This window comes from Amantichitinum ursilacus, from assembly GCF_001294205.1.
In the GTDB taxonomy this organism is placed as follows: Bacteria; Pseudomonadota; Gammaproteobacteria; order Burkholderiales; family Chitinibacteraceae; genus Amantichitinum; species Amantichitinum ursilacus.
Genome location: NZ_LAQT01000002.1, coordinates 87,534 through 112,284 on the forward strand (window position 1 = coordinate 87,534; position 24,751 = coordinate 112,284).

A 24,751-nucleotide genomic window follows, 5' to 3' on the forward strand; every position below is an offset into this window, starting at 1 on the left:
TCTGATATAATCCTCGGTTTTTCCGAATCTTTCCGAGTCTCACGAGTCATGGCGGCAGAACACGATACTGACAAAGTAGACCTCACCCGCGGCACCGCTCCTGGCGGCAAGCACGGCGAAGAGGATCAGCAACTTGATGCTGAAGCCCGTAAGGCAAAATTCAAGTCCCTGATCGTGCTCGGTAAAGAGCGCGGTTATCTTACGTACGCTGAAATCAACGATCACTTGCCTGAAGACATGCTCGACGCCGAGCAGATCGAAGGTGTGATCAGCATGATCAGCAACATGGGCATTCAGGTTTACGACGAAGCCCCTGATGCTGAAGACCTGTTGATGTCTGATGCTACGCCGGCCGTCGCCGATGACGACGCCGTCGAAGAAGCCGAGGCTGCATTGTCTTCGGTCGATTCCGAGTTCGGTCGTACGACCGACCCGGTGCGGATGTACATGCGCGAAATGGGTACGGTCGAACTGCTGACCCGCGAAGGCGAAATCGAAATCGCCAAGCGGATCGAAGACGGCCTCAAGCACATGATTCAGGCGATCTCGGCTTGTCCGACCACCATCACCCAGATTCTGGAGCTGGTGGACAAGGGCCTGAACGACGAAATCCGCATCGACGACATCATCGACGGCTTTATCGACCCCAATGCAGTTGAAGAAGTCGCGCAACCGCCGGTCGAAGTAGTCGAAGAAGAAGAACTCGAAGACGCCGAAGAAACCGAAGAAGAAGACGAAGACGCTGATGGCAGCGCCGTCTCCGCCGCCAACCTGGAACTGCTGAAGGGCCAGGCGCGCGAGCACTTCGATGTAGTGCGCGAGCTGTATGCCCAGATGGTCGCCTCTTTGCAAAAAGACGGCGTGCAAGGCAAGGGTTATCAGGCCGCGCAACAGGGCATCGCAGACCAGTTCCAGAACATCCGCTTCTCGGCGCGTCAGGTGGAAGCCCTGTGCGACCAGCTGCGTTCGATGGTGGATGAAATTCGCGGTTACGAGCGCGAAATCATGGACCTGTGCACGCAGAAAGTCCGCATGCCGCGCGAACATTTCATCAAGACCTTCCCGGGCCGCGAAACCGATCTGGATTGGGTGCAAGAAGAATTGTCGTCGGGCCAGAAATACGCCGAAGTCCTGGAGCGCTATCAGCACGCCATCGTTGAAAAACAAGGCCGTCTGAAAGAACTGCAAGAAAAAGCGATGCTCCCGATCAAGGAGCTGAAGGAAATCAACCGCCAGATGTCCACGGGCGAAGCCAAGGCACGTCGCGCCAAGCGGGAAATGATCGAGGCCAACCTGCGTCTGGTGATTTCCATCGCCAAGAAATACACCAACCGTGGCTTGCAGTTCCTCGATCTGATTCAGGAAGGCAACATTGGCCTGATGAAGGCGGTGGACAAGTTCGAATATCGTCGCGGCTATAAATTCTCCACGTACGCCACGTGGTGGATCCGCCAGGCCATTACCCGCTCGATCGCGGATCAGGCACGCACTATCCGGATTCCGGTTCATATGATCGAAACGATCAACAAGATGAACCGTATCCAGCGCCAGATCCTGCAAGAGACCGGCCTGGAGCCGACGCCGGACGAACTGGCGACGCGCATGGAAATGCCGGAAGACAAGATCCGCAAGATTCTGAAGATTGCCAAAGAACCGATTTCGATGGAAACGCCGATTGGCGATGACGACGATTCGCATCTGGGCGACTTTATTGAAGATGCAGTGACGGTCGCCCCGGCAGAAGCGGCAGTGTATGCCGGCCTGCGCGAAGCTACCCGCGAAGTGCTCGACACCCTGACGCCGCGCGAAGCCAAAGTGCTGCGCATGCGTTTCGGTATCGACATGAGCACCGACCACACGCTGGAAGAAGTGGGCAAACAGTTTGACGTAACGCGTGAGCGTATCCGTCAGATCGAAGCCAAGGCACTGCGCAAGCTGCGCCACCCGACCCGTTCGGAACGCCTGAAGAGTTTTCTTGAAAGCGTGAGCAACGAGCCGTAATATCACGCCTCTTCGTGTGGGCCTGTAGCTCAGTCGGTTAGAGCAGAGGACTCATAATCCTTTGGTCGTGGGTTCGAGCCCCACCGGGCCCACCAGAACAGGTTGCAGATGTAAAAAAGCCAGACATTTCGATGTCTGGCTTTTTTGTTTTCTGGAGCGAAATGCTGCGTTGCAACTGCATAGGGTGGGTCCAGACCCACCAGCCCAAGGCGTACCGAAGAACGCAGACGTTTACACACTATTCCCTGGCTTTGATCGGTGGGTCTAGACCCACCCTATGCGAACAGCGCAGTTAACAGCCGTATTCTTAGTCCTTAACCGTCCGCCCCCATCACTGCTCCGGCACCCCATTCTCCAGCTCCTCCAGCCACAACCGCGCATTTCCATCCGACGGTGCGCGCCAATCGCCGCGTGGCGACAGCGACCCGCCCGCCACCACTTTCGGCCCGTTCGGCACTGCCGAACGTTTGAACTGGCTAAATCCAAAGAAGCGTTGCACAAACACCTGCAGCCAGCGGCGGATGGTGACTAGCTCATACTGATTACGCGCTTCGGGCGGGAATGCTGCGGGCCATTCGCCGGTGCTCGCATCGCCCCAGGCATGCAGCGCCATAAACGCAATCTTCGAGGGCCGGAAGCCGTAGCGCAGGATGTAGAACAGGTTGAAATCCTGCAATTCATACGGTCCGATTTTGGCCTGCGTGCTTTGCAGCGGTTCGCCTGCGGTGGCGGGCACCAGTTCGGGCGAGATTTCCTGGTTCAGGATTTCCAGCAGCGTGGCGTTGACGTCGCCTTCAAACTGGCGCGTTTCGATCACCCAGCGCAGCAGATGCTGGATCAGCGTTTTGGGTAGCCCGGCGTTGACGTTGTAGTGCGACATCTGGTCGCCGACGCCATAGGTGCACCAGCCCAACGCCAGCTCGGACAGATCGCCCGTGCCGATCACCATGCCGTTGTGATGGTTGGCCAGGCGGAACAGGTAATCAGTGCGCAGGCCGGCTTGCACGTTTTCGAAGGTCACGTCATACACCGCCTCGCCGCGCGAGTAGGGGTGGCCCATATCCTTCAGCATCTGTTCGGCGGCCGGGCGGATGTCGATTTCGTGGGCGCTGACGCCCAGCGCCTGCATCAGGCGATGCGCATTGGCTTTGGTGCCTTCGCCCGTGGCAAAGCCGGGCAGGGTATAGGCCATGATGGCGCTGCGCGGCAGGCCGAGGCGGTCGGCGGTCTGCGCGGCCACGATCAGCGCCTGGGTCGAATCCAGTCCGCCCGAAATCCCGATGACCAATGTTTTGCTACCGGTGCTGCGTACCCGTTGCAGCAAGCCCGCCACCTGGATGTTGTAGGCCTCGTAACAATCCTGATCCAGTTGCGCCTTGTTGGCGGGCACAAACGGAAAACGCGAAATCTTGCGCAGCAGACCCAGATCACGTGTCGGTGCATTCAACTGGAATTCAACGGTGCGAAACACGCGGCCATGCACGCGGCGATTGTCATCAAACGTGCCCTGGCGCGCACGTTCCTGGCGCAGCAAGTCCAGATCGATATCGGCGAGGGCAATGCGTTCGCCATCGGGAAAGCGATCGGTGGCGGCCAGCTCCGCGCCGTTTTCATAAATGGTGGCCTGGCCATCCCACGCCAGATCGGTGGTCGATTCGCCGTTGCCAGCCGCCGCATACAGATACGCCGCCAGGCAGCGCGACGACTGCGACTGGCACAGCTGATGGCGTGTATCGGCTTTGCCGACGGTGATATTGCTGGCGGACAGATTGGCCAGCACGGTGGCGCCCGCCAGCGCGCCGGTCGAACTGGGCGGCACCGGCACCCACAGGTCTTCGCAGATTTCGGCGTGCACCACCAGGCCCGGTAAATCGCGCGCAGCAAATAGCAGGTCCGGGCCAAACGGGGCGATCCGGCTGCCGACGCGGATTTCCCCGCCTTCGGTATCGATGCCCGAGGCAAAGTGGCGGCGTTCGTAAAATTCGCGGTAATTGGGCAGATGCAGCTTGGGCACCACGCCCAGCAACTGCCCGGCCTGGATCGCCAAGGCGCAGTTGTAGATGCGGCCGGCGTGGCGCAGCGGCGCGCCCACCAGCAGCAACGTGGCCCAGTTGCCCGAGGCACTGATCAGCCGCTCGATTTCGCGCTCCACGCTGTCCAGCAACACGTCCTGCAGCAGCAAGTCATCAATCGAATAACCGGACACACACAGCTCCGGAAACACCGCCAGCGCTGCGCCTTGGGCATGGCATTGCTGCGCCACGTGGATGATGGCATCCACGTTGGCGTGCGGATCGGCCAGCGTGCAGTTGAGAGTCGCGGCTGCGACACGCGCAAAGCCGTGGTGATAAAGCGAATAAAAAGCAGCGGAGCCAGTCATCGGTAACAGCCAGACAAAGAGGTTCGGCGCGCGGTGGCGCAAGGCTCCCAATATACCACCGGCCGCGCGCCAGGCCGCCAGCCTACTTGGGGCGCGGTGGCTGCAGACTGGCGTCGGCGCGTTGCTCGCCAGCGCGCGTGCGCTTGACGGCAATGGCCACGGCGCGCGCCAGATTGCGCGCTTCTTCCTGGATTGCGGTGTCTTTATCCAGCGTGTCATGGCTGGTGGCATACGGTTCGTAATAGCCGATATAGCGGTCCAGCCGCGCCATCGAACCCGATTCCACCAGGCCCATCCAGTCCAGCCAATCAGTCAGGGCGCGGCGCGAACCTTCGATGCCCGCGACGTCACCGTGCACCAGCACGCCATAAGCGCGGCCCGCCAGATGCTTGGGATAGTCCCAGCCGTCCAGTTCGATAGCCTTGGCTTCGGCATTCTTTTTGCCGTGCGTGCTGCTGGGGTCCGGATTGCCGCCATCGGCGCACACCAGCCGGTCCATCAGCAACTTGAGCGGGCTGGCCACCTGAAACCAATGCGTTGGCGTCACAAACACCACGCCGTGGCAGGCGGCAAAGCGTTCATACACATCGTTCATGATGTCGTTGACCTGGCCCAGCGAATGATTGGGATAGCAACTACAGGGCCAATGACACAACGGCATGGCGGTCGAGACACAGCCTTTGCACGGATAAATATGTAAATCCGGGTCTGACGTCAGCCGCGACAAATCCAGCTTGTCCACATGCATGCCTTGCAATTGCAGCGTTTGCTCGATCAGCCCCATCAGCCGATAGCTTTTCGACATCTCGCCGGGACAGGTGTAATCGTTGCGCGGCGATGCGTTGATAATCAGCACGCGTGACATCGTGGCCGGGTCTTGCTGGCGCTTTTGTGCAGCTTCGATGCGGTCGTGCGCAGCGCGCCATTCCACCGACAAATCGTAATCCGGGTCCTTGAAACCGGGGCCAGCTTTGGCAGTAATCGGCGATTTGCGACCTTCGCTATACGCTTGCCAGGCGATGGCTTCCAGTTTGTCGATTTCGGCCTTGGCCTCGTTAAACGCCGGGTCATAAAAACGCGCCAGATAACGTGCGCGAAATTGCTCGCGGGCAAGCGGTTGCGTCACCTGGCCGGTGCGGGCGGGAGGTACGGCGGCGGGCATCGCGGAAGTCCTTATCAGAGGGGGAGTAGGCTGTCCTGCAGCCTGCGCCGGTCAAATCCGCGCGCCCATCCGGCAACATCCGGCGTGCGCTGTAGGCGGCGCACTTATTTAAAAGACTTGCGACTCGTCCGATACTCGGCGAATACAAATCGCTGCACGCGCGACAAACTGCCGATACAGGTTTCGGTTGTAATACGCTGACCCGGATTGCGTTCCGGGATTACGGGCAAGACCGCCAGGCAAGGCCAACTCACGGCCCGCGCTGGCAACAGGGGAATCCGGATGTCCACCATCTCATCGTTATCGCAAATCGCGTCGTCGCTGGGGACCAGCAATACCGCCAGCAGCAACGCCACGTCCGCCAGCAGCGCCAGCAGTGCGGCTTCCGGTTCCAGCAGCGCCAACACCGCCGCCACGCCGTCCGCAGCCACGCCCAGCAGTACGGTCAGCATCGGCAGCGGCACCGCCGCCAGCGGTTCCACTTATACGTCGGCCGGTCTGCTCAATACGCTGAACACCATCAAGGCCGAAAACATGGCCAGCAACCCGCTGTACAGCCTGGGCGATGGCTCGACGGTGGACAGCGGCAATAGCGATAGCCTGATGAGCATGCTCGGTGGCACCAGCAGCAGCGATTCCAGCACCAGCCTCACCGACACGGTCAACAATCTGCTGGGCCAGATTGAAGACATTAAATCCAACGCGGCATCGACGGCAGCGGCGGCTACGGGCAGCAGCGCCAGCAGCGCGGCGTCCGGCAGCACCAGCACCGATGCGGCCTCGGGCAGCACCAGCACCGTCACCGACGCCACGTCGGCCGACGCGGTGTCCAAGCAGTGGGCCGCCATCCTCAAACAGAATCCGCAAGCCGCTGCGCTGGTCACCAAAAATTCGCTGGATCAGAACCTGATCAGCAACCTGCTTGCCACGTCTTAAGCCGCCAGCGCGGTGTCCTGGCGTTCGCGCCGGATAATCGGATTGAGCGTTTGCGGCGGCATGGTCGGTGGCGCCAGCAAACCGCGCGCCTGGGCAATGGCGGCTGCCTCCGTGCGGGTAGTGGCCTGCAGCTTGCCCAGGATGGCCGCCACATGCGATTTGGCAGTGCCCACCGAAATCCCCAGCATGGTCGCAATCGCCTTGTTGCACGCGCCTTGCGCCATCACCCCCAGCACATCCAGTTCACGCCGCGTCAGCGACACGCGCGACAAGCTGTCCACCAGCCGCTGCGACACCGAATCGCACACATAGCGATTGCCGCGTTGCAGCGCCAGCACGCCGCTCACCAGTTCGTGCCGTTGGCAGTCGGTCAGCACATAGGCATGCACGCCCAGATCCAACGCCTGACGCACTTCCCATTCGCGTTCTTGCGCCGTCACGATCATTAACCGCGGTGCGCTGGCGGGATAGTCGGACTGGCCGCGCAGGCGCGTCATAAACGCGATGATGGTGTCGTAGTCGCCCACCAGCACGTCCACGTTGCTAAAGCTGGTCTGGCCGATCTGGCTGGCGTCGGTGCGGGTTAACAACAGGCCGGGTTCTTCGGCCAGCAGCGCCGAGACACCGGCACCAATTACGGGATTACGGTGAGCCACCAACACCCGGGTATGCATTTCTTTGCTCATGTCGTTGCTCCAGATTCAAAAGGCAGTTTGAAATCGTGATCCCTGGCGTGGTCCGGATAGGTGTCCCGCCGGGGTAGCTGTTCTGTTCGGTCGAGGGATGGTCAACACGATAAACAACGCTGAACAAACGCAAATCCCTGATTCGTGATCCTGGCGTACTACCCGAAAGGGTAAGCGCCGATATTTAATGCCTGCCCTCATCGGGCGAGTGCGACAACACAATGCGGCGGCCAAACATGCGCGCATCCAGCGACCACGCCCCGGGCCCCAGCAGCGCCAGCGCCGCCGCGTTCATGGTCAGCAACAGCGCCATCGGCAGCAGTGGCGGCAAGCACCAGCGCAAGCCGGCCAGTTGCAGCAGCACGACCACGCCCGCCGTCATTGGCGTAAACAAACCCAGCGCCAGCAACGCCGCCAGCACGCCAACGGCAATATCGACGCCTGCCCATGGCGTGTTGGCGCAGCAGCCGTATAAGGGCAGCGCAATGGCCGTGGCCGCGCGCAACAACAGCAGGCCCACGCCGGGCGCACCAGCGGGAAACATGGAATAGAGTCTTTGCATCGGGCCAGCTTAGGCAGCCCGCACGCAACCCACATCCTTCGATCCACGCGGCTTGCGCTCACCCGGTCGGGTTAGTCGCGCCTACGCTGTGCGCCGGTGAGGCGCATCGAGATAGTTGTAGGCGGTGGCCGGACAAGATGCAAATGACAATGGCGTTGCCCTGCCGTCGCCACGTCAGGAATTGCCCATGGTTGAAAGCACCGCGTTTTTAACGATAACGATGCACCTGGGCACTAGGGCAGGCCGCGCAAATGCTTTAAAGTGTGGGCCCGCGCGCGTTACGGCACATGCGGGCATTGCTTCCGTCTGTCGGTTATGCTTCCGCCAATTATCGTATTCACCACAATTAGCCTATCACTAGCCATTTCCATTTTTGCTACAAAATTACTTTATGAGTAAAATTGCCTGCCAAAATGTCAGTTAACGATGGCGGGCGCAAACGATTCCGGCTGCTTGCCTTTTTCGCGCGCTCGCACTTTGCGCGGCATTCCTCGCTTCAGGACCTGACCTATGTTCACCACCGCTGAAACCGCCATCACGCCGCGCCCGATTACCGTGCTGGCCGTCGACGACCACCCGTTGTTGCGCGAAGGCATTGGCGGCGTTATTGGCAGCCAGGCCGATATGCATCTGGTGGGCGAAGCATCCAACGGGCGCGAGGCGGTGGAGATGTATCTGGCGCATCGGCCCGACGTCACGTTGATGGACATCGTGATGCCCGAAATGGACGGCATCGAGGCGCTGACGCAAATCCGCCGGCAAGACGCCAAGGCGCGCATCGTGATGCTGACTACCTATCGCGGCGACGTGCAGGCGCTTAACGCCATCAAAGCGGGCGCCTCGGGTTATTTGCTCAAAAGCATGTTGCGCAAGGAACTGCTGGAAACCATACGCTCGGTGCACGCGGGCCAACGCCGCATTCCGCCCGAGGTGGCGATGGAATTGGCCGAGCACGTCAGCCAGGACAATCTAAGCCAGCGCGAGATCGAAGTGCTGCAACAAGCGGCGGCGGGCCGATCCAATAAGCGCATTGGCGCGCAGTTGTCGATTTCGGAAGAAACCGTCAAAGCGCATATGAAAAACATCCTGGCCAAATTGATTGCCAACGACCGCACGCACGCGGTGACGATTGCGCTCAAGCGCGGGATTATTTCGGTGTAACGGGTCTGCGTGATGCGCCTGGCCCACCATAAAAAAACGCGCCTGTAACAGGCGCGTTTTTGTTGCTGAACACCGGTGCGATTACAGCTGCGACAAGGTGGTGGCGTTGAATTTCTGCCCCAGCGTGGTTTCCAGATTATTGATCGCGCCTTCCAGAATGCTGAAGATTTGCGCGCGATCGCTGGCTTTACTCAAGTCCAGCGTGGCATCGGCCGGCACGCTGACTTGCGCGCGTGCGGTATCGAAGGCAGCACGTGACGTCGCCGCCGGAATAAACGCCGCCTTGCCCGTGCTATCTACGTACGACAAGGTGCCAAACACATTGGCAAACACCGTTTGCAACTGCGTCAGATTGAACGCGACGTGGTTGTTGGGCGTGACCAGCGTGGTTGCGCTGGTGGTCGGGATCGGATTGCCATACAGCTGATCCAGGTAATAACGCACCTGATACGGATATTGCGCGTAGGTATCGGTCTTGCCCCACACCGAGCTGAAATCATTGACCGTGGTCACCGTGCTGGCGGTAGCCGTTGCGCCCAGCTTGCTGTAGCTGGACATCAACGGGCCATAGAAGCCCTGGTTGTAGGCCACGTTCAACAACACATCAAAGAAGTTGTTGGGCAGCGTTTTAAAGGTCACCAGCGCCTGGTCAAACGCCGGTTGCCACGGTGTGGTCCAGCCGCCGGTGCCCTTGCCGGTTTCCACCAATGCAACAAAATCGTTGTAGTGGAAATAACCCGTCAGCATCGGGCCGTAATACTTGTTGTTAAACGAGGGCGGGGTGACCTTGGTGTATTGCGTGGCGGCATCGGCCATCGAGTAGCCGATGTTTTTTTGCAGCGCCACGTAATTGATCAGCGAATGCCCGGCAGGCGCATAACCGCCCGACACCATATCGGCCGCGTAATTGTTGATCTGATACGGGCCGCCCTGGCCCTGGCCCATCACGGCTTGCTGGTCGGCGGACGGATCGATCAGATCGCCCGTGGCTTTGTACAGGCCGGTTTCGATGTTCTCTTGCAGCAACTGGCCCAGGATGGAACCGTAGAGGAAATCCTTGTTGAACTGGATGCCGGGGTAGTACGTCTGCACCAGATGGCCTGTCATCACGCCAGCAATGATGTTGGACATGAACAGATCGGTGTAATTGTCACCATCCAGCGTCAGCGTATCTTGCGCAGTGCCTGCGCCCAGCAACAGATGGAAGTTAAGCGTGCCGCTGCTGACCAGGCTGCCGGACGGGGTTGGCGCGGGTGTCGGCGTCGGTGTTGGAGCGGGCGTTGGAGCGGGTGTGGGCGCCGGCGTTGGAGCTGGTGTCGGCGCCGGCGTTGGTGCGGGAGTTGGTGCGGCGTCGGAGCCGGGTCGGCGTTGCGCCGCCACACGTGGCTTGTCTGGTCCACGGCTGGCCGCTGCCATCGCTGCCGTTGTTGGTGGCCGGGTTCACGCCTTGAGTCCACCAGTTGGCCTTGTAGTTAACGCCGCTGACGCTAACGATGGCGCCAGCGGAATACGCGGTGGTCGCGTTCCATGCCGCCGCGCAGCTGCCCGCTGGCGTCGGCGCCGGAGTGGGTGCCGGGGTCGGGGCGGGCGTTGCAGCAGGGGTTGGCGTCGGCTTCGGCGTGGGTGCGGGAGTCGGCGCAGGCGTAGCGACCGGTGTCGGTGTCGGCGTGGCGGCGCCGGTATCCGCGCCCAGGTCCTGCCACAGGCTCGGTGTGCTGGCCGGGTTCCAGTTGGCGCCCACGTAATCGGTTTGCGTCACCAGCGCTTTGTAGTCGTGGCCGTTGTACAGCACCACGGTGCCCGCGCTATAGGTGCCGCCGTCCACCCAGGCCGGATAAGCCATGGCGACGGTGCTGGCGCCACCAAAAATCAGCGCGCACGCGCCCGCCAACCGGCGATATGTCGGTTTTTTCATCGTTTCCATCCTCTATCTTCGTGTTTGTTTTATCGCCCCTTGAAACGGGGCTGCTGCAGTCTAGTTCAGCTTTTTATAATGTGAAGCCGCACGCAGGATGAACGCGAAGGCCGATAAGACAACTGGTGCGCCAGATCACGTCGCGGCACGGTTTTGCTGCCCCATTGCGGTGCCCAGACGCTGCGCGCCCAGCCACAACTGCTCGGTTTGCAGCGGGCCAAAGCCCAGCCGCAAGCCATGCACCGCGCGCTGGTCCGCGGCAAAGCTGGCGCTGTCCGGCACGCGCACGCCCAAAGCCAGGGCATCGTGCTGCAAGCGCGCCATATCCAGCCAGTCAGGCAAACGCAACCACAAGGCCAGACCGCCATCGGGCAAATCAAACTGCGCCTGGCCGCCCACATGCTGGCGCAGCGCGTGTTCAAATTCGGCGCGGCGTTGCTGGTAGATGCGCAGCGTGCGGCGAATATGGCGTTTCAGCTCGCCGCTTTGCATCAGATCAGCCACCGCCAGTTCAGTCACCGCATTGCCTTGCCGATCGATGGCCATCACCTGCGCGGCGCATCGTTCAATCAAGGCCGTAGGCCCCGCGATATAACCCACGCGTAACCCGGGAGCGAGCACTTTGGACAGCGAGCCGATGTACACCACCTGGTCGGGCGCGGCGCTGGCCATGGGGGAGGTGGGGTGATGGGCGAACTGGAATTCATGATCGTAATCGTCCTCGACGACGGCAAAGCGATGCCGCGCCGCCAGCGCCAGCACCTGCAAGCGGCGCTCGGCGCTGAGCAAGGTGGTGGTGGGAAATTGATGATGCGGCGTCAGATACACCGCCTTGATCGCATGCGCCTGGCACAGGGCCTCCAGATGTTCGGGCCGCATGCCGCCCGCATCCTGTTCAATGCAGACTATGCGCGCACCCGCCGCAATAAACGCCGCGCGTGCGGGCGGGTAGGTCAGCGCATCCATGGCCACCACATCGCCCGGCCGCACCAGCACGCGCGCCGCGACGTAAATGCCCATCTGGCTGCCGCGCACCACGCACAATTGTTGCGGGCCAAGGCTCAGGCCGCGCTCCAGATTCAGCATCGCGGCAATCTGCGCACGCAGTTCCAGCTGGCCGCGCGGGTCGCCATACGCCAGTTGCCCGGCGCGCGCCGTGCTGATCAAGGCGCGACGATAGGCGCGGCCCAGCACATCAAACGGGATCAAGCGCGAATCGGGCACGCCGTCGGAAAACTCGATCACTCGGGCCGCGCTGGGGGCGGGCTCGCTCCAGCGGGGGCCATGTAACGCGTATTGCGCTTGCTGCGGTGGCGTCGCCGTCAAGACGCTCACGCCGCGCGCCTTGTCTTGCGCCGTCAACAAAGCGGGCGCCACGCGCGTGCCGCGGCGGCCTTCCGCCACCAGCCAACCTTGCGCCACCAACTCGTCATAGGCCTCAACGACGGTCTTGCGATTGATGCCCAATTGCTGCGCCAGTTCGCGCGTGCCGGGCAAGAGTGCTTTGCCGGGCAGCCGACCCTGGCGTATCGCCACCGTCAATTGGTGCACCAGCTGCAGATGTAACGATTCAGCGGCGGCACGGTCCAGGCTCAGTTTGAGTTTCCACACGCGTTGCATTCAGGCTCCGGACCAGTCTGGACCAGTGAAGTTTAAAAAACTGGCGGATTTTACCCATCCAGAAACTGGCTAGCATCCTGCTCCTTAATCGCTCTTCAAGGAAGCCCGCATGCCCGCCCCTCAGCCCTTACCCGCCCCGTCGTCCTGTCGGCTTACCGTGCTTAAGGCACAGCGCCTTGCGCCGCACGTGCTGCAACTCTGGCTGCAAGCCGAAACCGCATTCCGGTATCGCGAAGGCCAGTTTTTAAGCCTGATGCTGCCCGATGGCGCGTGCCGCAGTTATTCGATGGCCAATGCCTACCACTCGGCCGGGCGCATCGAGCTGAATATCCGATTGATTGAAGGCGGCCAGGTCTCGGGCTGGCTGGCGCAGCATGCCGCGCCGGGGCTGGCGCTCAGCGCCACTGGGCCATATGGCGATTGTTGCTGGCAAGCGGGTGCGGCCAGCGTGGACATCATGCTGGCCACCGGCACCGGTATTGCGCCGATCAAGGCGATGATCGAACAACGCCTGCAATCGGGCCTGACGCGGCCGCTGATCGTGTATTGGGGCGCGCGCCACGTTGATGACCTGTATCTGCAGGAGCTGTTTGCGCAGTGGATGTTGCTGCACCCGCTGTTGCGTTTTGTCGGTGTAATTGACGACAGCGCCACGCCTGCGCGCACCGTGCAAGGCTGCGCCGCGCAAGACCATCCCGATCTAAGCGCCGCCCATGTCTACGCCTGCGGCGGCCCGGCCATGGTGCACGCGGCGCAACAGTTGCTGACCACGCAATGCGGCTTGCCGCTGGAGAATTTCCACGCCGATGCCTTCGAACCCGCCAGCGTTGCTGCCACGAGTGCGCCGACCGCTGGCGTCACCCTGCAGGTAACGGATCGCGCCGGGCAAACGCAGCCACTGACCGTGGCGGTGGGCCAATCGCTGATGCAGGCGTTGGCGGCCGCGCAAGTGTTGCAAGGCGTGTGTGGCGGTAAAGCATCGTGCGGCACCTGCCGGGTGGCTTTGCCCGAACCATGGTTGGCGCGCCTGCCCGCGCCCGCGCGCGCCGAAGCCCGCTTATTGCGCGCGCTGGAACAGCCTCAGCCCAACCAGCGGCTCGCCTGCCAGATTGCACTCAACCCCGAGCTGGATGGCTTGCAGGTTTCGTTATAAAGCCCGCGCCATCGGTACTTATTGCCCATTACTTATTAACTCGACAAGGAAACCTGATATGAACGCGCCAACCCAATTTACCGCCGAACAAGTCGGCGCCGCCTACGATCCCGAAAAGCTGCTGCTGGTGCGCTCCAAAACGCGCGACGCCATCCTGCGTATCGCCGCGCAGGTCAAGCCGGGCATGGTGGAAGAAGACGCCGTCGAAATGGCCAAGGACATTCTGGAAGAATGCGACATGCTGCGCGGCTGGCACGATGTGTATGTGCGCTTTGGCACCAATACGCTCAAGACCTTCGGCGCGCCGTCCGACCCGGGCATCGTGCTGGGCGAGGATGATATTTTTCTGCTGGATATCGGCCCGGTGTGGCAGCAATGGGAAGGCGATGGCGGCCAGACCTTTGTGACCGGCACCGATCCGGAAAAAAAACGCTGCGCCGATGACGCCTGCGCCATCTTTCATGAAGTGCGCCAGCATTGGCTGAAGACCGGCGCCAGCGGCCGCGAGCTGTATGAATTTGCCACGGCCTGTGCCGAAAACCGCGGTTGGGAACTGAACCTGGATTTGTCGGGCCACCGCATCAGCGATTTTCCACATGCCGCCATCCACGAAGGCCCGATGGCCGAAGTCGAATTCAAACCCTCGCGTTTGCTGTGGGTGCTGGAAATCCACATTCGCCATCCGGACCACACGTTTGGCGCGTTTTATGAAGACATGCTGCTGGAAGACAGCTACTTCTAATCTCAGCGGCGGCCACACCCGCACAAAGAAAAAGCCCACGCAGAAGAGGTACGTGGGCTTTTTTGGGTTGCCTGCCAGGCCGGAATTTCAAAGCTTAAATCAGCGCATGCGCCAGTTGATCCTGCTGCAGCCGTACCAGCACTTCGGCCAGCGAGTCGGCCACTGGCAAATCGCCCGCCAGCGCCACGGTGGTGGGGGACGGACGCAGCAGGTAGCCATATGTTGCGGCTTTCAGCATGCCGATATCGTTCAGCGCATCACCCACCGCCAGCACATCTATGCCATCGCGAATAAGCGTATTCACCACATCCTGCTTGCCTTGGCGCTGGGCAAAGCGGCATTGCGTGATAAAGCCATCGGCATCGGTGTCCAGCCGGTGCGCCATCAGACGCGGATAGCCCAAGCCCGGCAAAAAGCTTTCGGCCAGTTCTTCAAAACAGTCGGACACGATAAACACCGCGCGATCACGCGCCAGCACATCCAGAAAACGGCGCGCATCGCGGTAGGGCTGCAGCATCGACACAATGGCGCGCACGTCCGACAGGCGCAGATTGTTTTCACGCAGGGCCTCGATGCGGGCGCGCATCAGTTTGGGGTAGTCGGGCTCTTCGCGCGTGGTGCGGTTCAACGCCGCGATGCCGGTGTGGCGGCTGATATGCGGCCACAACTCGGGCACCAGAACGCCTTCAAGATCGATGCATGCAACTTTCATGGTATTGGCTCCAGATCGGGCAATTTGCGATTCATTAAGCGGCACGGGGCCACGACGGCGTAACGGTGGGTTGCTCATCGTCCTACTCCCGAAAACAACAGCGAAAAGCCCAGACCCACCAGCGCTGAGCCAATCGCACGGTTAAGGATGTACTGGCGTTGCAACATCAAAGCGCGCAGGCGCGGGGACGAGAAAAACAGCGCCACCAGGCTAAACCACACCCAATGCGCAAACGACATGAAGCCGCCCAGCAACAGACTGGTGCCCAATGAGGTATTGGCGTGCATCACCTGGGTGTAACAGCTGACCACAAACAGCATGGTTTTGGGGTTGAGCGCATTGGTCAGAAAACCGGTGCGAAACGCGGCGCGCAACGATACGGCAGCGGCTTCGCGCCCGCTTTCAGTCGCCTCGTTGGCGGCGGCCACCGGGTGGCTGAAGATCGATTTAAGGCCGATGTACACCAGATAGCCCGCGCCGATGATCTTCATCACCATAAACAGCGCCGGCGTGTGCTGCACCAGCACGGCCACGCCAAAAATCGTATAGAACACATGCACCTGCACACCCAGCCCCACGCCCAGCGCGGATAACAGACCGGCGCCACGGCCTAGTTGATAGCTGTTGCGGGTCACCATGGCAAAGTCAGCGCCGGGGCTGATGACGGCCAGGATGGTAATGATGGCGACTGCGGCAAATTCATTCATTGTGTAGTTCTCCCAGGCAAAAAAAGGCGCGCCGACGCTCGACGACGCGCCACCGAGGTCGACGCGGTTATTTCTTGCTGAACGTCACCACCAGCACGTCGCGATACGCTTCGCGCGTTTCGTCCAGTTGCACGATGGGCGTCACGCCATGCATCACGCGTTCGTCATTGACGATGGCGGTATCAAACGGCTGCATCAGCGTGAAATCAGTCAGAAAGTGTTTGTTGCGGTCATAGATGCGCGTGGTGCCGTTCACCACGTTCTGGCGATGCACCATCATCATGAACACATAGTTGACACCGTCGCGGTGCACGCCTTCCGGGGTGGGGTTGCCGGCTTGCGCGCCCTGGGCGTAAATGCGGAACTGATGCGCTTCGATGTGCCAGGCAAAGTAGGGCGACAGCGCGCCAAACGTTTCGCAGCACAAGCCCAAGATGGACTGCATGACTTCGCCGTGCACCGTGGCGTCTTCAAACGGCGCAAAGTCGCGCGCAATGCCGCCGTTGAGGCTGTTGTAATCCACGCTCTGGTAATGCGGCTGATGTTTTTCCAGATACGCCTGGCGGCCCGAAGGCAGCGCGCTGAAGGTGGCATGGCGACGATAGCGATAGGTGCCGCCATCGCGCATGAACTGATCTTGTTCCAGCCGGTTCCAGCTATCGGCAAATTCGGTCCAGGCCTGGCTGTCGTGCTCGATATCCAGACCCAGCAGTTGTTGGGTTTTCTGCGCGTTCAGAAAGCAAAAGTCTTTGCGGGCGACCAGATTGCATAGTCGCTCCACATCGGTGCTCTGGCTGTCAGGGGTTCTCGTGTACAGATCTTGCGCATGTTCAACGACAAGTTGTTCCATCGGATTGCTCCAGATCGCAGTCAAATTTTTAAAGCGCACGTGTGCGCCGTTCTCACCGAATGCACAGATGTATGCGCCTGCTGGCATCATGCAGTTTGTGCTGTGATTCGGCTTGCAGAGCCCGTAGGCCGTGATGCCGAAGTCATTATTGACAGCTTCACGTCAAGAAAAAAGCGATTAAAATGCAGTTTTTACGTGAGGAATATTCACAGATGCGTTTGCCTCCGCTTAACACATTGCGCGTATTTGACGTGGCCGCCCGCACGCTCAGCTTTGTAAAAGCTGCGGAGGAATTGCACGTTACGCACGGTGCCGTCAGCCGCCAGATCCGCCAATTAGAGGAAGCGCTAGGGGTGGAACTGTTCCAGCGCCGCAACCGCGCGGTGTTCCTCACCGACGCCGGGCTGGCGCTACAGGCCGCCACCGCCTCGGCGTTTGCGCAGCTGATTACTGCCATCGGCAAACTGCAGTCGGACGAAACCGGCAATGTGATCGTGGTGTCGTGCGAACCCACCATCGCGATGAAATGGCTGATACCGCGGCTGCCACGATTTCAGCAGGCCTATCCCGAACTGCAGGTGCATTTGTATGCCGCAGGCGGGCCGATTGATCTGGTGCGCGCGGGCGTGGATGTGGCCTTGCGGCGCAATGATTTTCAGTGGGATGAAACCTGGGACACCTGGCGCGTGGGCGAAGAATCGGTGGGGCCGGTGTGTGTGCCGCAACTGGCGCCGGGCGAGGGGCCATGGCAGGGCAAATTGCTGCATACGCTATCGCGACCCAATAGCTGGGCCAATTGGGCCAAAGCCACCGGCCACGAAATCCGCGCCACCGGCCGCATCAATTACGAGCACTTTTATTTATGCGTGCAAGCGGCCGCGGCCGGCATCGGTGCGGCCTTGGCGTCGTGCTATATGGTGGAAGAAGAACTGGCGGGCGGACGGCTGATTGCACCGTGCGGCTTTGTGCCGGATGGCTCCGCCTATTATTTGCTGTCGCCGCGGCGTATCCACGACGACAGCCGTTTGCTGCGCTTTGCCGAATGGATTACCGCCGAAATGGCGGCCACCCGTGACAAAGCGCGCACGCTAACGGCTTAGGCTAATCCGGCCCGCAGCCACACGCCCGCCAACGCACGGCTGCGGGCGCGCGATCAGCCGGCCAGCGCCTTCAATGCAATGCGCGTGGCTTCGGCCAGCACCGTTTCGGGCGGATCGGCGTCTTTATGTTTGCTGCCTACGTAGATGGCCATGCAGATTGGCGCTGCGCCGTTGCCGGGCCACAGCACCGCAATATCGTTGGTGCTGCCATACGCCCCGGTGCCGGTTTTATCGCCCACCATCCAGCCCGCAGGCACACCGGCGCGAATGCGCTTGTCGCCCGTGGTATTGCCCTTCAGCCATTCGGACAGCAAGCCGCGTTCGTGCTCGGGCAAGGCCTCGCCCAGCACCAGCGTTTGCAGGCTGCGGGCCATATCCGCCGGCGTGACTGTATCGCGCACGTCGCCCGGTATCGAGGTATTGAGTTCGGGCTCCATGCGATCCAGCCGGAAACTGGCATTGCCGGTTTTGCGTGCAAACGCCGTCACTTTGGCCGGGCCGCCCAGGTAACGTAGCAAGGCATTGGCCGCGCCGTTATCGCTGTATTCAATGGCCGCTTTGCACAGATCGCTGACGATCATGCCGTCGGCCACATGCTTTTCGGTGATGGGCGAATGCGCGGGTAGCTGCTTGTGCGTATACAGCAGCCGCTCCTGCAACACACGCGGTTGGCGCTTGCGTTCGTTCAGTACGGCGGCGGCCAGCATGAACTTGAAGGTACTGCAAAAGGCAAAGCGTTCGTCGGCGCGCCAGTCAAAGCGTTTGCCGTTGCCGGTATCAAAGGCGCTGACGCCAATGCGGATGTCGGAAGCGTGTTCCAGCGCGGCCATTGCAGCGGCCAGATCGGGGCTGGCGCTGGTGGCGGCAGATGCGGCAGCGGCCCATGCTCGGCCGGGCAGCGCAAAGGCCAGCGGCGTAAGTGCGGCTATCTTCAGCAAATTACGGCGCGTGGCCGAAAGGCCGGGCGCGGACGGCTTCTCGTGGGATCGGTTCATTGCGGTCATCTCGGTAGTGGGGTCGGGTTGAATGCAGCCGGTGCAGCTGGCGACTATCCACTGCTTGCGCGGGCATGACAAACGAGGATATTTTTAGCCAGCCCCCACAAAATCTATGGTCTGCGATGAACAACCCCCATTTACCGCTGAACGCTTTGCGCGCGTTTGAAGCCTCGGCGCGCCATCTCAACTTCACGCGTGCGGCGCAAGAACTGAACGTGACGCAAGCCGCCGTCAGCCAGCAAGTGCGCGCGCTGGAAGAGCGGCTGGGCGCGGAATTGTTCAAGCGGCTGCCACGTGGTCTGGGCTTGACCGACGAAGGCCGCGCCTTGTTGCCGGTATTAACCGACGCCTTCGGCCGCATCGCGCAGGTGCTTAAGCAGTTTGAAGGCGGGCATTTTCGCGAAGTGCTGACCGTGGGCGTGGTCGGCACCTTTGCCATAGGCTGGCTGATGCCTCGGCTAACAGCGTTTGCCCAGGCGCACCCGTTTATCGAACTGCGGTTGCTGACCCATAACAACCTGGTCGATCTGGCGGCTGAAGGGTTGGATCTGGCGATCCGCTTCGGCGATGGTGGCTGGCCCGGCACGCAGAACGAACTGTTGCTGCAAGCGCCGCTCACGCCGCTGTGCGCTCCCGCGGTGGCGCAGCGCTTGCGCAGCCCGGCCGATCTGGCGCGCGAAACGTTGCTGCGTTCTTATCGCGCCGAAGAGTGGCACGACTGGCTGACCGCCGCAGGTTTGACACCGTGGGCGGTGAGCGGGCCGGTGTTTGATTCGTCGCGTTTGATGGTGGAAGCGGCCCTGCAAGGCGCGGGCGTGGCGTTGGCGCCCTGGCAGATGTTTGAGCGCGAACTGGCGGCGGGCCAGTTGCTGCGGCCGTTTGCGCTGGAACGGGTGGAAGGCGCGTACTGGCTGTCGTGGCTCAAATCGCGCCGCATCACGCCCGCGATGCAGGCGTTCCAGACGTGGATTTGCGCGCAGCTGTAATCAACTGTGGAATTCGATTTCGGCGCTGTTGAGCGCCAGGATCGGCACGCCAAAGCTCTCGATATTCTGCAGCGTGGCGTTGTGGTGAGTGCGGATCAGCTCGGCCGAGGCGTGCGGCTGATCATGCGTGGTATGCGCGTCGGCGGCCAGCGTCACGTAATAACCCAGCCCGGCCGCGCGCCGCGTGGTGGTATCGACGCAAAAATCGCTGGCATAACCGCAGATGACCACATGCTTGACGCCCAGCGCATCCAGTTGCGCTTGCAGATCGGTGCGCAAAAACGAATCGGGCGTGGTTTTGCTGATGCGCAGATCACCCGGTTCGGTTTGCACGTTGCGTTGCAATTGCCAGCTATCGCTGCCCGCCGACAACGGCTCATCGGCGCGGGTGTGCTGGATGAAAATCACCGGCACCTGGGCGGCGCGGGCCCGCGCCGTCAGCGTATTGATGCGCGCGACCACATCATCGGCCTGCCACGGGCGTGGCAGCGGATCAAACAGACCTTGTTGCACATCGATAACTAGAACAGCGGTTTGCATGACAGGGGCTCCAGGTGCGAAGCCGGAAGTTTACCAAGATGCAAGGCGGTGGGCGGCGTTTCATAGCGGCGCGCTAAAGCCGGGCAGGGCGACGAGGGCGCGGGCCAGATAATCCAGCAACAAGCGGGCGCGCAAAGGCTGATACCGGCGCTGCGGATACACCAGCCACGCGGGTTGCGGCTGCCCGTTCCATTCCGGCAACACGCGCATCAGACGCCCCTCATCCAGCAGATCCTGCACCAGCCATGCGGGCGTTAAACACAAACCGGCGCCGTGCAACATGGCGTCGCGCAAGGCCAGCGAACTGTTGCTGCGATAGTGCGCGCTGGCCGGGATGGCCATGCGCTGCTGCGCCGGGCCCAGCAATTGCAGATCGCCTGCGCTGAGCCATGCATTGCGCAGCCATTGTTGCCCTTGCAGCAAATCGGCGGGTGTATGCAATGGCGGCGCAGCGTGCAGATACGTCGGCGCGGCCACCAGCCAGCGCGGGCTATCGGCCATGTGTCGCGCAATGGCATTGCCGGGCGGCGGCCCGCCCAGACGCAGTGCGATATCGACGTTTTCTTCGGTCAGATCGATAAAGCGATCGTTGAGCACCAGCTCCACCTCGATGCGCGGATGCTGCTGCATAAACGCCAGCAGCAAGGCATTCAGCCGCAACACGCCCAGGCTGACCGGCGCGTTGACGCGCAAGACGCCCACGGCGGTTTCGGCCTGGTCGCGCACATCGGCCAGCGCGGCCGCGTATTCCTCCAGCACGCCACGCGCTTTGGGATAAAAGCGCTTGCCCGCTTCCGTCAGCGCCAGGGTGGTGGTGCTGCGTGTCAGCAAGCGCGCGCCGACGTGCTTTTCCAATGCCGCCACCTGCTTGCTGGCGGTGGGTTGGGTTAATGCCAGTTCTCGCGCTGCAGCGGACAAACTGCCCAGTTCCACCGCGCGCACAAGGCACTGCATTGCTTTCAGATGATCCATACAGCCATTCCAATGTGGCATGAAGTGTATGCAGTTTAGCCTTCTACTCGATCCGGATGGCATGGGCCACGCTACGGCCTTCACCCCAACCGGAGCGATCCCATGCCGTGTTTTATGCGTAATACCTTGTTGAGTTTGACCGCCGTGCTAAGCCTGAGCGCCCTGCCCGCGCACGCGGACTGGATCACCACATGGACCGCCAGCCCGCAGCGCGCCTGGCGCGCCGACGAACTGCCGCTGCCCACGCGCATCCCGACTCAATTGCAGGACCAGACCGTGCGCCAGACGCTGCGCGTCAGCGTCGGCGGCAAGGCCGTGCGCATTGCGCTATCCAATTTGTATGGCCAGCAACCGCTGCAAGTGGCGGCCGCCAGCCTCGCCGCAGACCGCAATGCCGCGCCCATCCCTCTGCGCTTTTCCGGCATATCCGACGTGAGCGTGGCGGCGGGCGCGCAGGTGTGGAGCGATCCGCTGCCGCTGCCGATACCGGCGCTAAGCAGTGTGCAGATTGCGCTGTATATTCGCGCCGCCACGCCGCTGACCACCTTCCACTGGGACGGCAAACAAACCGCGTACATCGAAGCGGGCGACCAGACCGCGCACAGCGTGGCGCGCGCCAATGCCATGCCGATTGAAGCGCGCTTGTGGCTGACCGCGGTACAAGTGGATGCCATCGCTGATCCGGGTGTGGCGGCGTTGGGCGATTCGATCACCGATGGCAACGGCGTGCCGCTGGACAGCAATCAGCGCTGGACCGACGCCTTGGCCGCCGCCTTGCCCGGCCGCGCCGTCCTCAACGCCGGTATTTCTGGCGCGCGTTTGCTGCAAGACGGCATGGGCGAGCGCGCCAGCGCGCGGCTGCAGCGCGACGCGTTGGCGCAAGCCGGTGTGCGCGATGTGGTGGTGTTGCTGGGCACCAACGATATCGCCTGGCCCGGCAGCAGCTTTGCGCCGTCTGCCGCCTTGCCCGAACTGGCCCGCCTGCAGCGCGGCTATCTGGCGCTGATCGCGCAAACGCATGCGCGCGGCCAGCGTATTTTTTTAGGCACCTTGCCGCCGTTTGCCCATGCGCTAGAAGGCTCGCCCATCCTCCACTACGCCAGTCCCACTAAGGACGCCTTGCGCCAGGCACTCAATGACTGGCTGCGCGCGGGGCAGGGCGCGGACGGAGTGATCGACTTTGATGCGCTGTTGCGCGATCCGGCCCGGCCCACGCAACTACGCGCCGAATACGACAGTGGTGACCATCTGCATCCGGGCCCGGCGGGCAATGCGGCGATGGCTGCGGCTGCTGCCGCGATCCTGCAAAAATCGACGTCGGCTGATGCAAAATTTTGAGATATTTGAGAGCTGAATTTGCCGCTTAATCAATAGCTTGTGTGCGAGTTGCGGTGCTGCATCAAACATCAGTTAAGTAAACTCGGATTTGTCCTTTGCGCGACGTGGCGCGGGTGTCTCAGGATGCCAGGTTGATCAACCGTACGAGGACAAAAACAAATGCTACGCCTGCACCCACTCGCTTTATCTTTAGCCGCTGCGCTGTCGATATCAGCCGCGCTGGCCGCTACCGCACCCAAAGACGCCACCGCCCAAACCCGGGCCGCCAATGCCGCCGTGCTGCAACAATTGCCGTTTGCCGACCAACAGGATTTTGCAGACGCCCAACGCGGCTTTGTGGCCACGCTTAGCCCGATGACCATCAAAACCGACAGCGGCCTGGTGTCGTGGGACCTGACCAGTTACGACTTTATCAAGGGCGACGCGCCCGCAACGGTCAACCCCAGCCTGTGGCGGATTGCCCAACTGAACCTGGCCAATGGTTTGTTCAAGGTCACCGACAAGGTGTACCAGATCCGCGGCTTTGATCTGTCGAACATGACCATTATCGAAGGCAAAACCGGCCTGATCATTATCGACCCGCTGGTGACCGCCGAAGTGGCACGCGCCGGGTTGGAGCTGTATTTCAAGCACCGCGGCGTCAAGCCCGTGGCGGCCGTCATCTATACCCATAGCCATGCCGACCACTACGGCGGCGTAAAAGGCGTGACCACCGAGGCCGATGTCAAAGCCGGCAAAACGAAGATCATCGCGCCAGAAGGCTTTCTGGCTGAAGCCGTCGAAGAGAACGTGCTGGCAGGCAACGCCATGAGCCGCCGCACGCTGTACCAGTACGGCGCATTGCTGCCACGCAGCGCCCAGGGCCAACTGGACGCGGGCCTGGGCAAAACCACCTCGTTTGGCACCTTTACCCTGATTGCCCCCACCGACACCGTTAAAAAAAGCGGCGAAAAACGCACGGTGGATGGCGTGGAAATGGAATTCCAGATCGCGCCCGGCACCGAAGCGCCCGCTGAATTCCTGATCTGGTTTCCGCAGTTCAACATGCTGAACACGGCCGAGGACGCCACCCACACGCTGCACAATCTATACACGCTGCGCGGCGCTCAGGTGCGCGATGCCAATAACTGGTGGAAAACGCTGAATACCGCCATCAACAACTACGGCGGCAAAGTGGACGTGGTGATCGCGCAGCATCACTGGCCGACGTGGGATCGCGCGCGCATCAACACCTTTCTGAGCGACCAGCGCGATATGTTCAAGTATCTGCACGACCAGGTGCTGCATATGGCCAACCGCGGCTACACCATGACCGAGATCGCCGAGCGCATCCAGCTGCCGGCCAGTGTGGGCAACAAATGGGCGCAACGCGGCTATTACGGCTCGGTGAACCACGACGCCAAAGCGGTCTATCAACGCTACCTGGGCTGGTACGACTCCAACCCGGCGCACCTGTGGGCGCTGCCGCCGGCTGAAAGCGGCAAACGCTACGTCGAATTCATGGGCGGCGCGGACGCCGTCATCGCCCGGGCGCGGCAGACCTTTGCCGCAGGCGACTACCGCTTTACCGCCGAAGTGCTCAGCCACGTGGTGTTTTCCGACCCGACCAACCAGGCCGCACGTGAACTGGAAGCCGACGCGCTGGAACAACTGGGTTATCAAACCGAAAACCCCACCTGGCGTAATGAGTTTTTGATGGGCGCCTACGAACTGCGCAACGGCGTGCCGAAAGCACCGGGCGTCAGCACCGCCAGCGCCGACATGGTGGCCGCAATGAGCCCGGAACTGTTGCTCGACTACATGGGCGTGCGCCTGGACGGCCCGGCCGCAGTCGGCAAACATTCGCGCATCAACTGGCAACAACCGGACGGCAAAGTATTCGCGCTGGAATTGCGCAACGGCGTGCTGATCTACTCGGCCGATAAACCGTTCGACAAACCGGACGCCACTTTGCGAATCGACAAGATCGGCTTTGCCGAATTGCTGATGGGCGGAGCGCGGCTGGATCAGCTAACCAGTGCTAACAAGGCGACGGTGAGCGGGGATAGAGCGCAGGTTGAACAGATGTTTGCACTGCTGCAGACGTTTGATCCGATGTTCCCGATTGTTGCGCCGGATACTGTTCGGTAATTGGGGTTAATCAAGGGCCGCAATCTCTGGATTGCGGTTTTTTTGCGCCTGCTGATAACAGCGCGAATGGGGCGTGTGGATTTACCGAAAACCAATCCTG

At 61.4% G+C, this 24,751-nt stretch carries 22 protein-coding genes and 1 tRNA gene; 10 read left to right on the forward strand and 13 right to left on the reverse strand.

Going from position 1 to position 24,751, the window contains the following annotated elements:
- Positions 1-48: 48 nt before the first annotated feature.
- On the forward strand, positions 49-2,001 hold the full coding sequence (gene rpoD, locus WG78_RS02730; RefSeq protein WP_053936260.1) for an RNA polymerase sigma factor RpoD: 1,953 nt from the start codon (positions 49-51) through the stop codon (positions 1,999-2,001).
- 18 nt (positions 2,002-2,019) lie between these two features.
- Positions 2,020-2,096, forward strand: a tRNA-Ile gene (locus WG78_RS02735).
- Between the two features lie 236 nt (positions 2,097-2,332).
- Here WG78_RS02735 and WG78_RS02740 read toward each other — a convergent pair.
- Together WG78_RS02740 and WG78_RS02745 are read right to left on the reverse strand one after the other, a co-directional pair.
- Positions 2,333-4,381 carry an NAD(+) synthase gene (locus tag WG78_RS02740; RefSeq protein ID WP_053936261.1) on the reverse strand — a complete coding sequence of 683 codons (2,049 nt, stop codon included), beginning with the start codon at positions 4,379-4,381 and terminating at the stop codon, positions 2,333-2,335.
- 82 nt (positions 4,382-4,463) lie between these two features.
- A complete protein-coding gene (locus tag WG78_RS02745; protein WP_053936262.1) occupies positions 4,464-5,543 on the reverse strand; it encodes a flavodoxin family protein in 1,080 nt (359 codons plus the stop codon).
- Positions 5,544-5,825: 282 nt separating this feature from the next.
- Here WG78_RS02745 and WG78_RS22295 point away from each other — a divergent pair, with 282 nt between their 5' ends.
- Positions 5,826-6,479 (forward strand): hypothetical protein, encoded by a 654-nt coding sequence (locus WG78_RS22295; RefSeq protein ID WP_152969039.1) that lies wholly within the window; start codon positions 5,826-5,828, stop codon positions 6,477-6,479.
- Here WG78_RS22295 and WG78_RS02760 read toward each other — a convergent pair.
- Together WG78_RS02760 and WG78_RS02765 are read right to left on the reverse strand one after the other, a co-directional pair.
- Entirely contained in the window at positions 6,476-7,165 is a 690-nt protein-coding gene (locus tag WG78_RS02760) for a response regulator transcription factor (protein ID WP_053936265.1), read from the reverse strand. The two genes, WG78_RS22295 and WG78_RS02760, sit on opposite strands and share 4 nt — an antisense overlap.
- Before the next feature lie 184 nt (positions 7,166-7,349).
- Entirely contained in the window at positions 7,350-7,709 is a 360-nt protein-coding gene (locus tag WG78_RS02765) for a hypothetical protein (RefSeq protein ID WP_053936266.1), read from the reverse strand.
- A 528-nt stretch (positions 7,710-8,237) separates the two neighbouring features.
- Between WG78_RS02765 and WG78_RS02770 the strand changes: the two genes are divergently transcribed.
- Positions 8,238-8,888 carry a response regulator gene (locus WG78_RS02770; protein WP_053936267.1) on the forward strand — a complete coding sequence of 217 codons (651 nt, stop codon included), beginning with the start codon at positions 8,238-8,240 and terminating at the stop codon, positions 8,886-8,888.
- Positions 8,889-8,969: 81 nt separating this feature from the next.
- On the opposite strand, the gene WG78_RS23000 is transcribed toward WG78_RS02770, so the two are convergent.
- From WG78_RS23000 to pdxR, 3 genes are all read right to left on the reverse strand, one after another.
- Positions 8,970-10,019 (reverse strand): chitin-binding protein, encoded by a 1,050-nt coding sequence (locus tag WG78_RS23000; RefSeq protein ID WP_169788454.1) that lies wholly within the window; start codon positions 10,017-10,019, stop codon positions 8,970-8,972.
- A 76-nt stretch (positions 10,020-10,095) separates the two neighbouring features.
- A complete protein-coding gene (locus tag WG78_RS23005; protein ID WP_169788456.1) occupies positions 10,096-10,803 on the reverse strand; it encodes a carbohydrate-binding protein in 708 nt (235 codons plus the stop codon).
- Positions 10,804-10,938: 135 nt separating this feature from the next.
- Positions 10,939-12,423, reverse strand: a complete 1,485-nt coding sequence (gene pdxR / locus WG78_RS02785; protein WP_053936270.1) for a MocR-like pyridoxine biosynthesis transcription factor PdxR — start codon at positions 12,421-12,423, stop codon at positions 10,939-10,941.
- Positions 12,424-12,532: 109 nt separating this feature from the next.
- Here pdxR and WG78_RS02790 point away from each other — a divergent pair, with 109 nt between their 5' ends.
- Positions 12,533-13,576, forward strand: a complete 1,044-nt coding sequence (locus WG78_RS02790; protein ID WP_083458735.1) for an FAD-binding oxidoreductase — start codon at positions 12,533-12,535, stop codon at positions 13,574-13,576.
- 58 nt (positions 13,577-13,634) lie between these two features.
- On the forward strand, positions 13,635-14,318 hold the full coding sequence (locus WG78_RS02795; RefSeq protein WP_053936272.1) for a M24 family metallopeptidase: 684 nt from the start codon (positions 13,635-13,637) through the stop codon (positions 14,316-14,318).
- A 94-nt stretch (positions 14,319-14,412) separates the two neighbouring features.
- Here WG78_RS02795 and thrH read toward each other — a convergent pair whose 3' ends face one another.
- From thrH to WG78_RS02810, 3 genes are all read right to left on the reverse strand, one after another.
- Complete coding sequence (gene thrH, locus WG78_RS02800; protein ID WP_053936636.1) at positions 14,413-15,030, reverse strand: bifunctional phosphoserine phosphatase/homoserine phosphotransferase ThrH; 618 nt, start codon at positions 15,028-15,030, stop codon at positions 14,413-14,415.
- Positions 15,031-15,104: 74 nt separating this feature from the next.
- Entirely contained in the window at positions 15,105-15,737 is a 633-nt protein-coding gene (locus tag WG78_RS02805; RefSeq protein ID WP_053936273.1) for a LysE family translocator, read from the reverse strand.
- 67 nt (positions 15,738-15,804) lie between these two features.
- Entirely contained in the window at positions 15,805-16,587 is a 783-nt protein-coding gene (locus WG78_RS02810) for a 2OG-Fe dioxygenase family protein (RefSeq protein WP_053936637.1), read from the reverse strand.
- A gap of 212 nt (positions 16,588-16,799) precedes the next feature.
- Here WG78_RS02810 and WG78_RS02815 point away from each other — a divergent pair, with 212 nt between their 5' ends.
- Entirely contained in the window at positions 16,800-17,687 is an 888-nt protein-coding gene (locus WG78_RS02815; RefSeq protein ID WP_053936274.1) for a LysR substrate-binding domain-containing protein, read from the forward strand.
- 53 nt (positions 17,688-17,740) lie between these two features.
- Here the strand turns inward: WG78_RS02815 and bla are convergent, their stop codons facing one another.
- Entirely contained in the window at positions 17,741-18,682 is a 942-nt protein-coding gene (bla, locus tag WG78_RS02820) for a class A beta-lactamase (RefSeq protein ID WP_053936275.1), read from the reverse strand.
- A 125-nt stretch (positions 18,683-18,807) separates the two neighbouring features.
- Here bla and WG78_RS02825 point away from each other — a divergent pair, with 125 nt between their 5' ends.
- Positions 18,808-19,671: a LysR family transcriptional regulator gene (locus tag WG78_RS02825; RefSeq protein WP_053936276.1), complete on the forward strand. Its 864-nt coding sequence runs from the start codon at positions 18,808-18,810 to the stop codon at positions 19,669-19,671.
- Here the strand turns inward: WG78_RS02825 and WG78_RS02830 are convergent, their stop codons facing one another.
- On the reverse strand, positions 19,672-20,211 hold the full coding sequence (locus tag WG78_RS02830) for a cysteine hydrolase family protein (RefSeq protein WP_053936277.1): 540 nt from the start codon (positions 20,209-20,211) through the stop codon (positions 19,672-19,674).
- Positions 20,212-20,271: 60 nt separating this feature from the next.
- Positions 20,272-21,183 carry a LysR family transcriptional regulator gene (locus WG78_RS02835; RefSeq protein ID WP_053936278.1) on the reverse strand — a complete coding sequence of 304 codons (912 nt, stop codon included), beginning with the start codon at positions 21,181-21,183 and terminating at the stop codon, positions 20,272-20,274.
- A 102-nt stretch (positions 21,184-21,285) separates the two neighbouring features.
- Between WG78_RS02835 and WG78_RS02840 the strand changes: the two genes are divergently transcribed.
- Together WG78_RS02840 and WG78_RS02845 are read left to right on the forward strand one after the other, a co-directional pair.
- Positions 21,286-22,521, forward strand: coding sequence for an SGNH/GDSL hydrolase family protein (locus WG78_RS02840; protein WP_053936279.1), 1,236 nt, complete (start codon positions 21,286-21,288; stop codon positions 22,519-22,521).
- A 159-nt stretch (positions 22,522-22,680) separates the two neighbouring features.
- Positions 22,681-24,651 (forward strand): alkyl/aryl-sulfatase, encoded by a 1,971-nt coding sequence (locus WG78_RS02845; RefSeq protein WP_053936280.1) that lies wholly within the window; start codon positions 22,681-22,683, stop codon positions 24,649-24,651.
- Positions 24,652-24,751: the final 100 nt, after the last annotated feature.

Excerpts from the sequence above, each read along its gene's own strand:
- bla (WP_053936275.1), bottom strand. The coding sequence starts at position 18,682 with ATGAACCGATCCCACGAGAAGCCGTCCGCGCCCGGCCTTTCGGCCACG.
- WG78_RS02790 (WP_083458735.1), top strand. The coding sequence starts at position 12,533 with ATGCCCGCCCCTCAGCCCTTACCCGCCCCGTCGTCCTGTCGGCTTACC.
- thrH (WP_053936636.1), bottom strand. The coding sequence starts at position 15,030 with ATGAAAGTTGCATGCATCGATCTTGAAGGCGTTCTGGTGCCCGAGTTG.
- WG78_RS02830 (WP_053936277.1), bottom strand. The coding sequence starts at position 20,211 with ATGCAAACCGCTGTTCTAGTTATCGATGTGCAACAAGGTCTGTTTGAT.
- WG78_RS02770 (WP_053936267.1), top strand. The coding sequence starts at position 8,238 with ATGTTCACCACCGCTGAAACCGCCATCACGCCGCGCCCGATTACCGTG.
- WG78_RS02760 (WP_053936265.1), bottom strand. The coding sequence starts at position 7,165 with ATGAGCAAAGAAATGCATACCCGGGTGTTGGTGGCTCACCGTAATCCC.
- WG78_RS02795 (WP_053936272.1), top strand. The coding sequence starts at position 13,635 with ATGAACGCGCCAACCCAATTTACCGCCGAACAAGTCGGCGCCGCCTAC.
- WG78_RS02825 (WP_053936276.1), top strand. The coding sequence starts at position 18,808 with ATGAACAACCCCCATTTACCGCTGAACGCTTTGCGCGCGTTTGAAGCC.
- WG78_RS02805 (WP_053936273.1), bottom strand. The coding sequence starts at position 15,737 with ATGAATGAATTTGCCGCAGTCGCCATCATTACCATCCTGGCCGTCATC.
- WG78_RS22295 (WP_152969039.1), top strand. The coding sequence starts at position 5,826 with ATGTCCACCATCTCATCGTTATCGCAAATCGCGTCGTCGCTGGGGACC.
- WG78_RS23000 (WP_169788454.1), bottom strand. The coding sequence starts at position 10,019 with ATGTCCAACATCATTGCTGGCGTGATGACAGGCCATCTGGTGCAGACG.
- WG78_RS02745 (WP_053936262.1), bottom strand. The coding sequence starts at position 5,543 with ATGCCCGCCGCCGTACCTCCCGCCCGCACCGGCCAGGTGACGCAACCG.
- WG78_RS02815 (WP_053936274.1), top strand. The coding sequence starts at position 16,800 with ATGCGTTTGCCTCCGCTTAACACATTGCGCGTATTTGACGTGGCCGCC.
- WG78_RS02740 (WP_053936261.1), bottom strand. The coding sequence starts at position 4,381 with ATGACTGGCTCCGCTGCTTTTTATTCGCTTTATCACCACGGCTTTGCG.
- rpoD (WP_053936260.1), top strand. The coding sequence starts at position 49 with ATGGCGGCAGAACACGATACTGACAAAGTAGACCTCACCCGCGGCACC.
- WG78_RS02810 (WP_053936637.1), bottom strand. The coding sequence starts at position 16,587 with ATGGAACAACTTGTCGTTGAACATGCGCAAGATCTGTACACGAGAACC.
- pdxR (WP_053936270.1), bottom strand. The coding sequence starts at position 12,423 with ATGCAACGCGTGTGGAAACTCAAACTGAGCCTGGACCGTGCCGCCGCT.
- WG78_RS02845 (WP_053936280.1), top strand. The coding sequence starts at position 22,681 with ATGCTACGCCTGCACCCACTCGCTTTATCTTTAGCCGCTGCGCTGTCG.
- WG78_RS02835 (WP_053936278.1), bottom strand. The coding sequence starts at position 21,183 with ATGGATCATCTGAAAGCAATGCAGTGCCTTGTGCGCGCGGTGGAACTG.
- WG78_RS23005 (WP_169788456.1), bottom strand. The coding sequence starts at position 10,803 with ATGAAAAAACCGACATATCGCCGGTTGGCGGGCGCGTGCGCGCTGATT.
- WG78_RS02765 (WP_053936266.1), bottom strand. The coding sequence starts at position 7,709 with ATGTTTCCCGCTGGTGCGCCCGGCGTGGGCCTGCTGTTGTTGCGCGCG.
- WG78_RS02840 (WP_053936279.1), top strand. The coding sequence starts at position 21,286 with ATGCCGTGTTTTATGCGTAATACCTTGTTGAGTTTGACCGCCGTGCTA.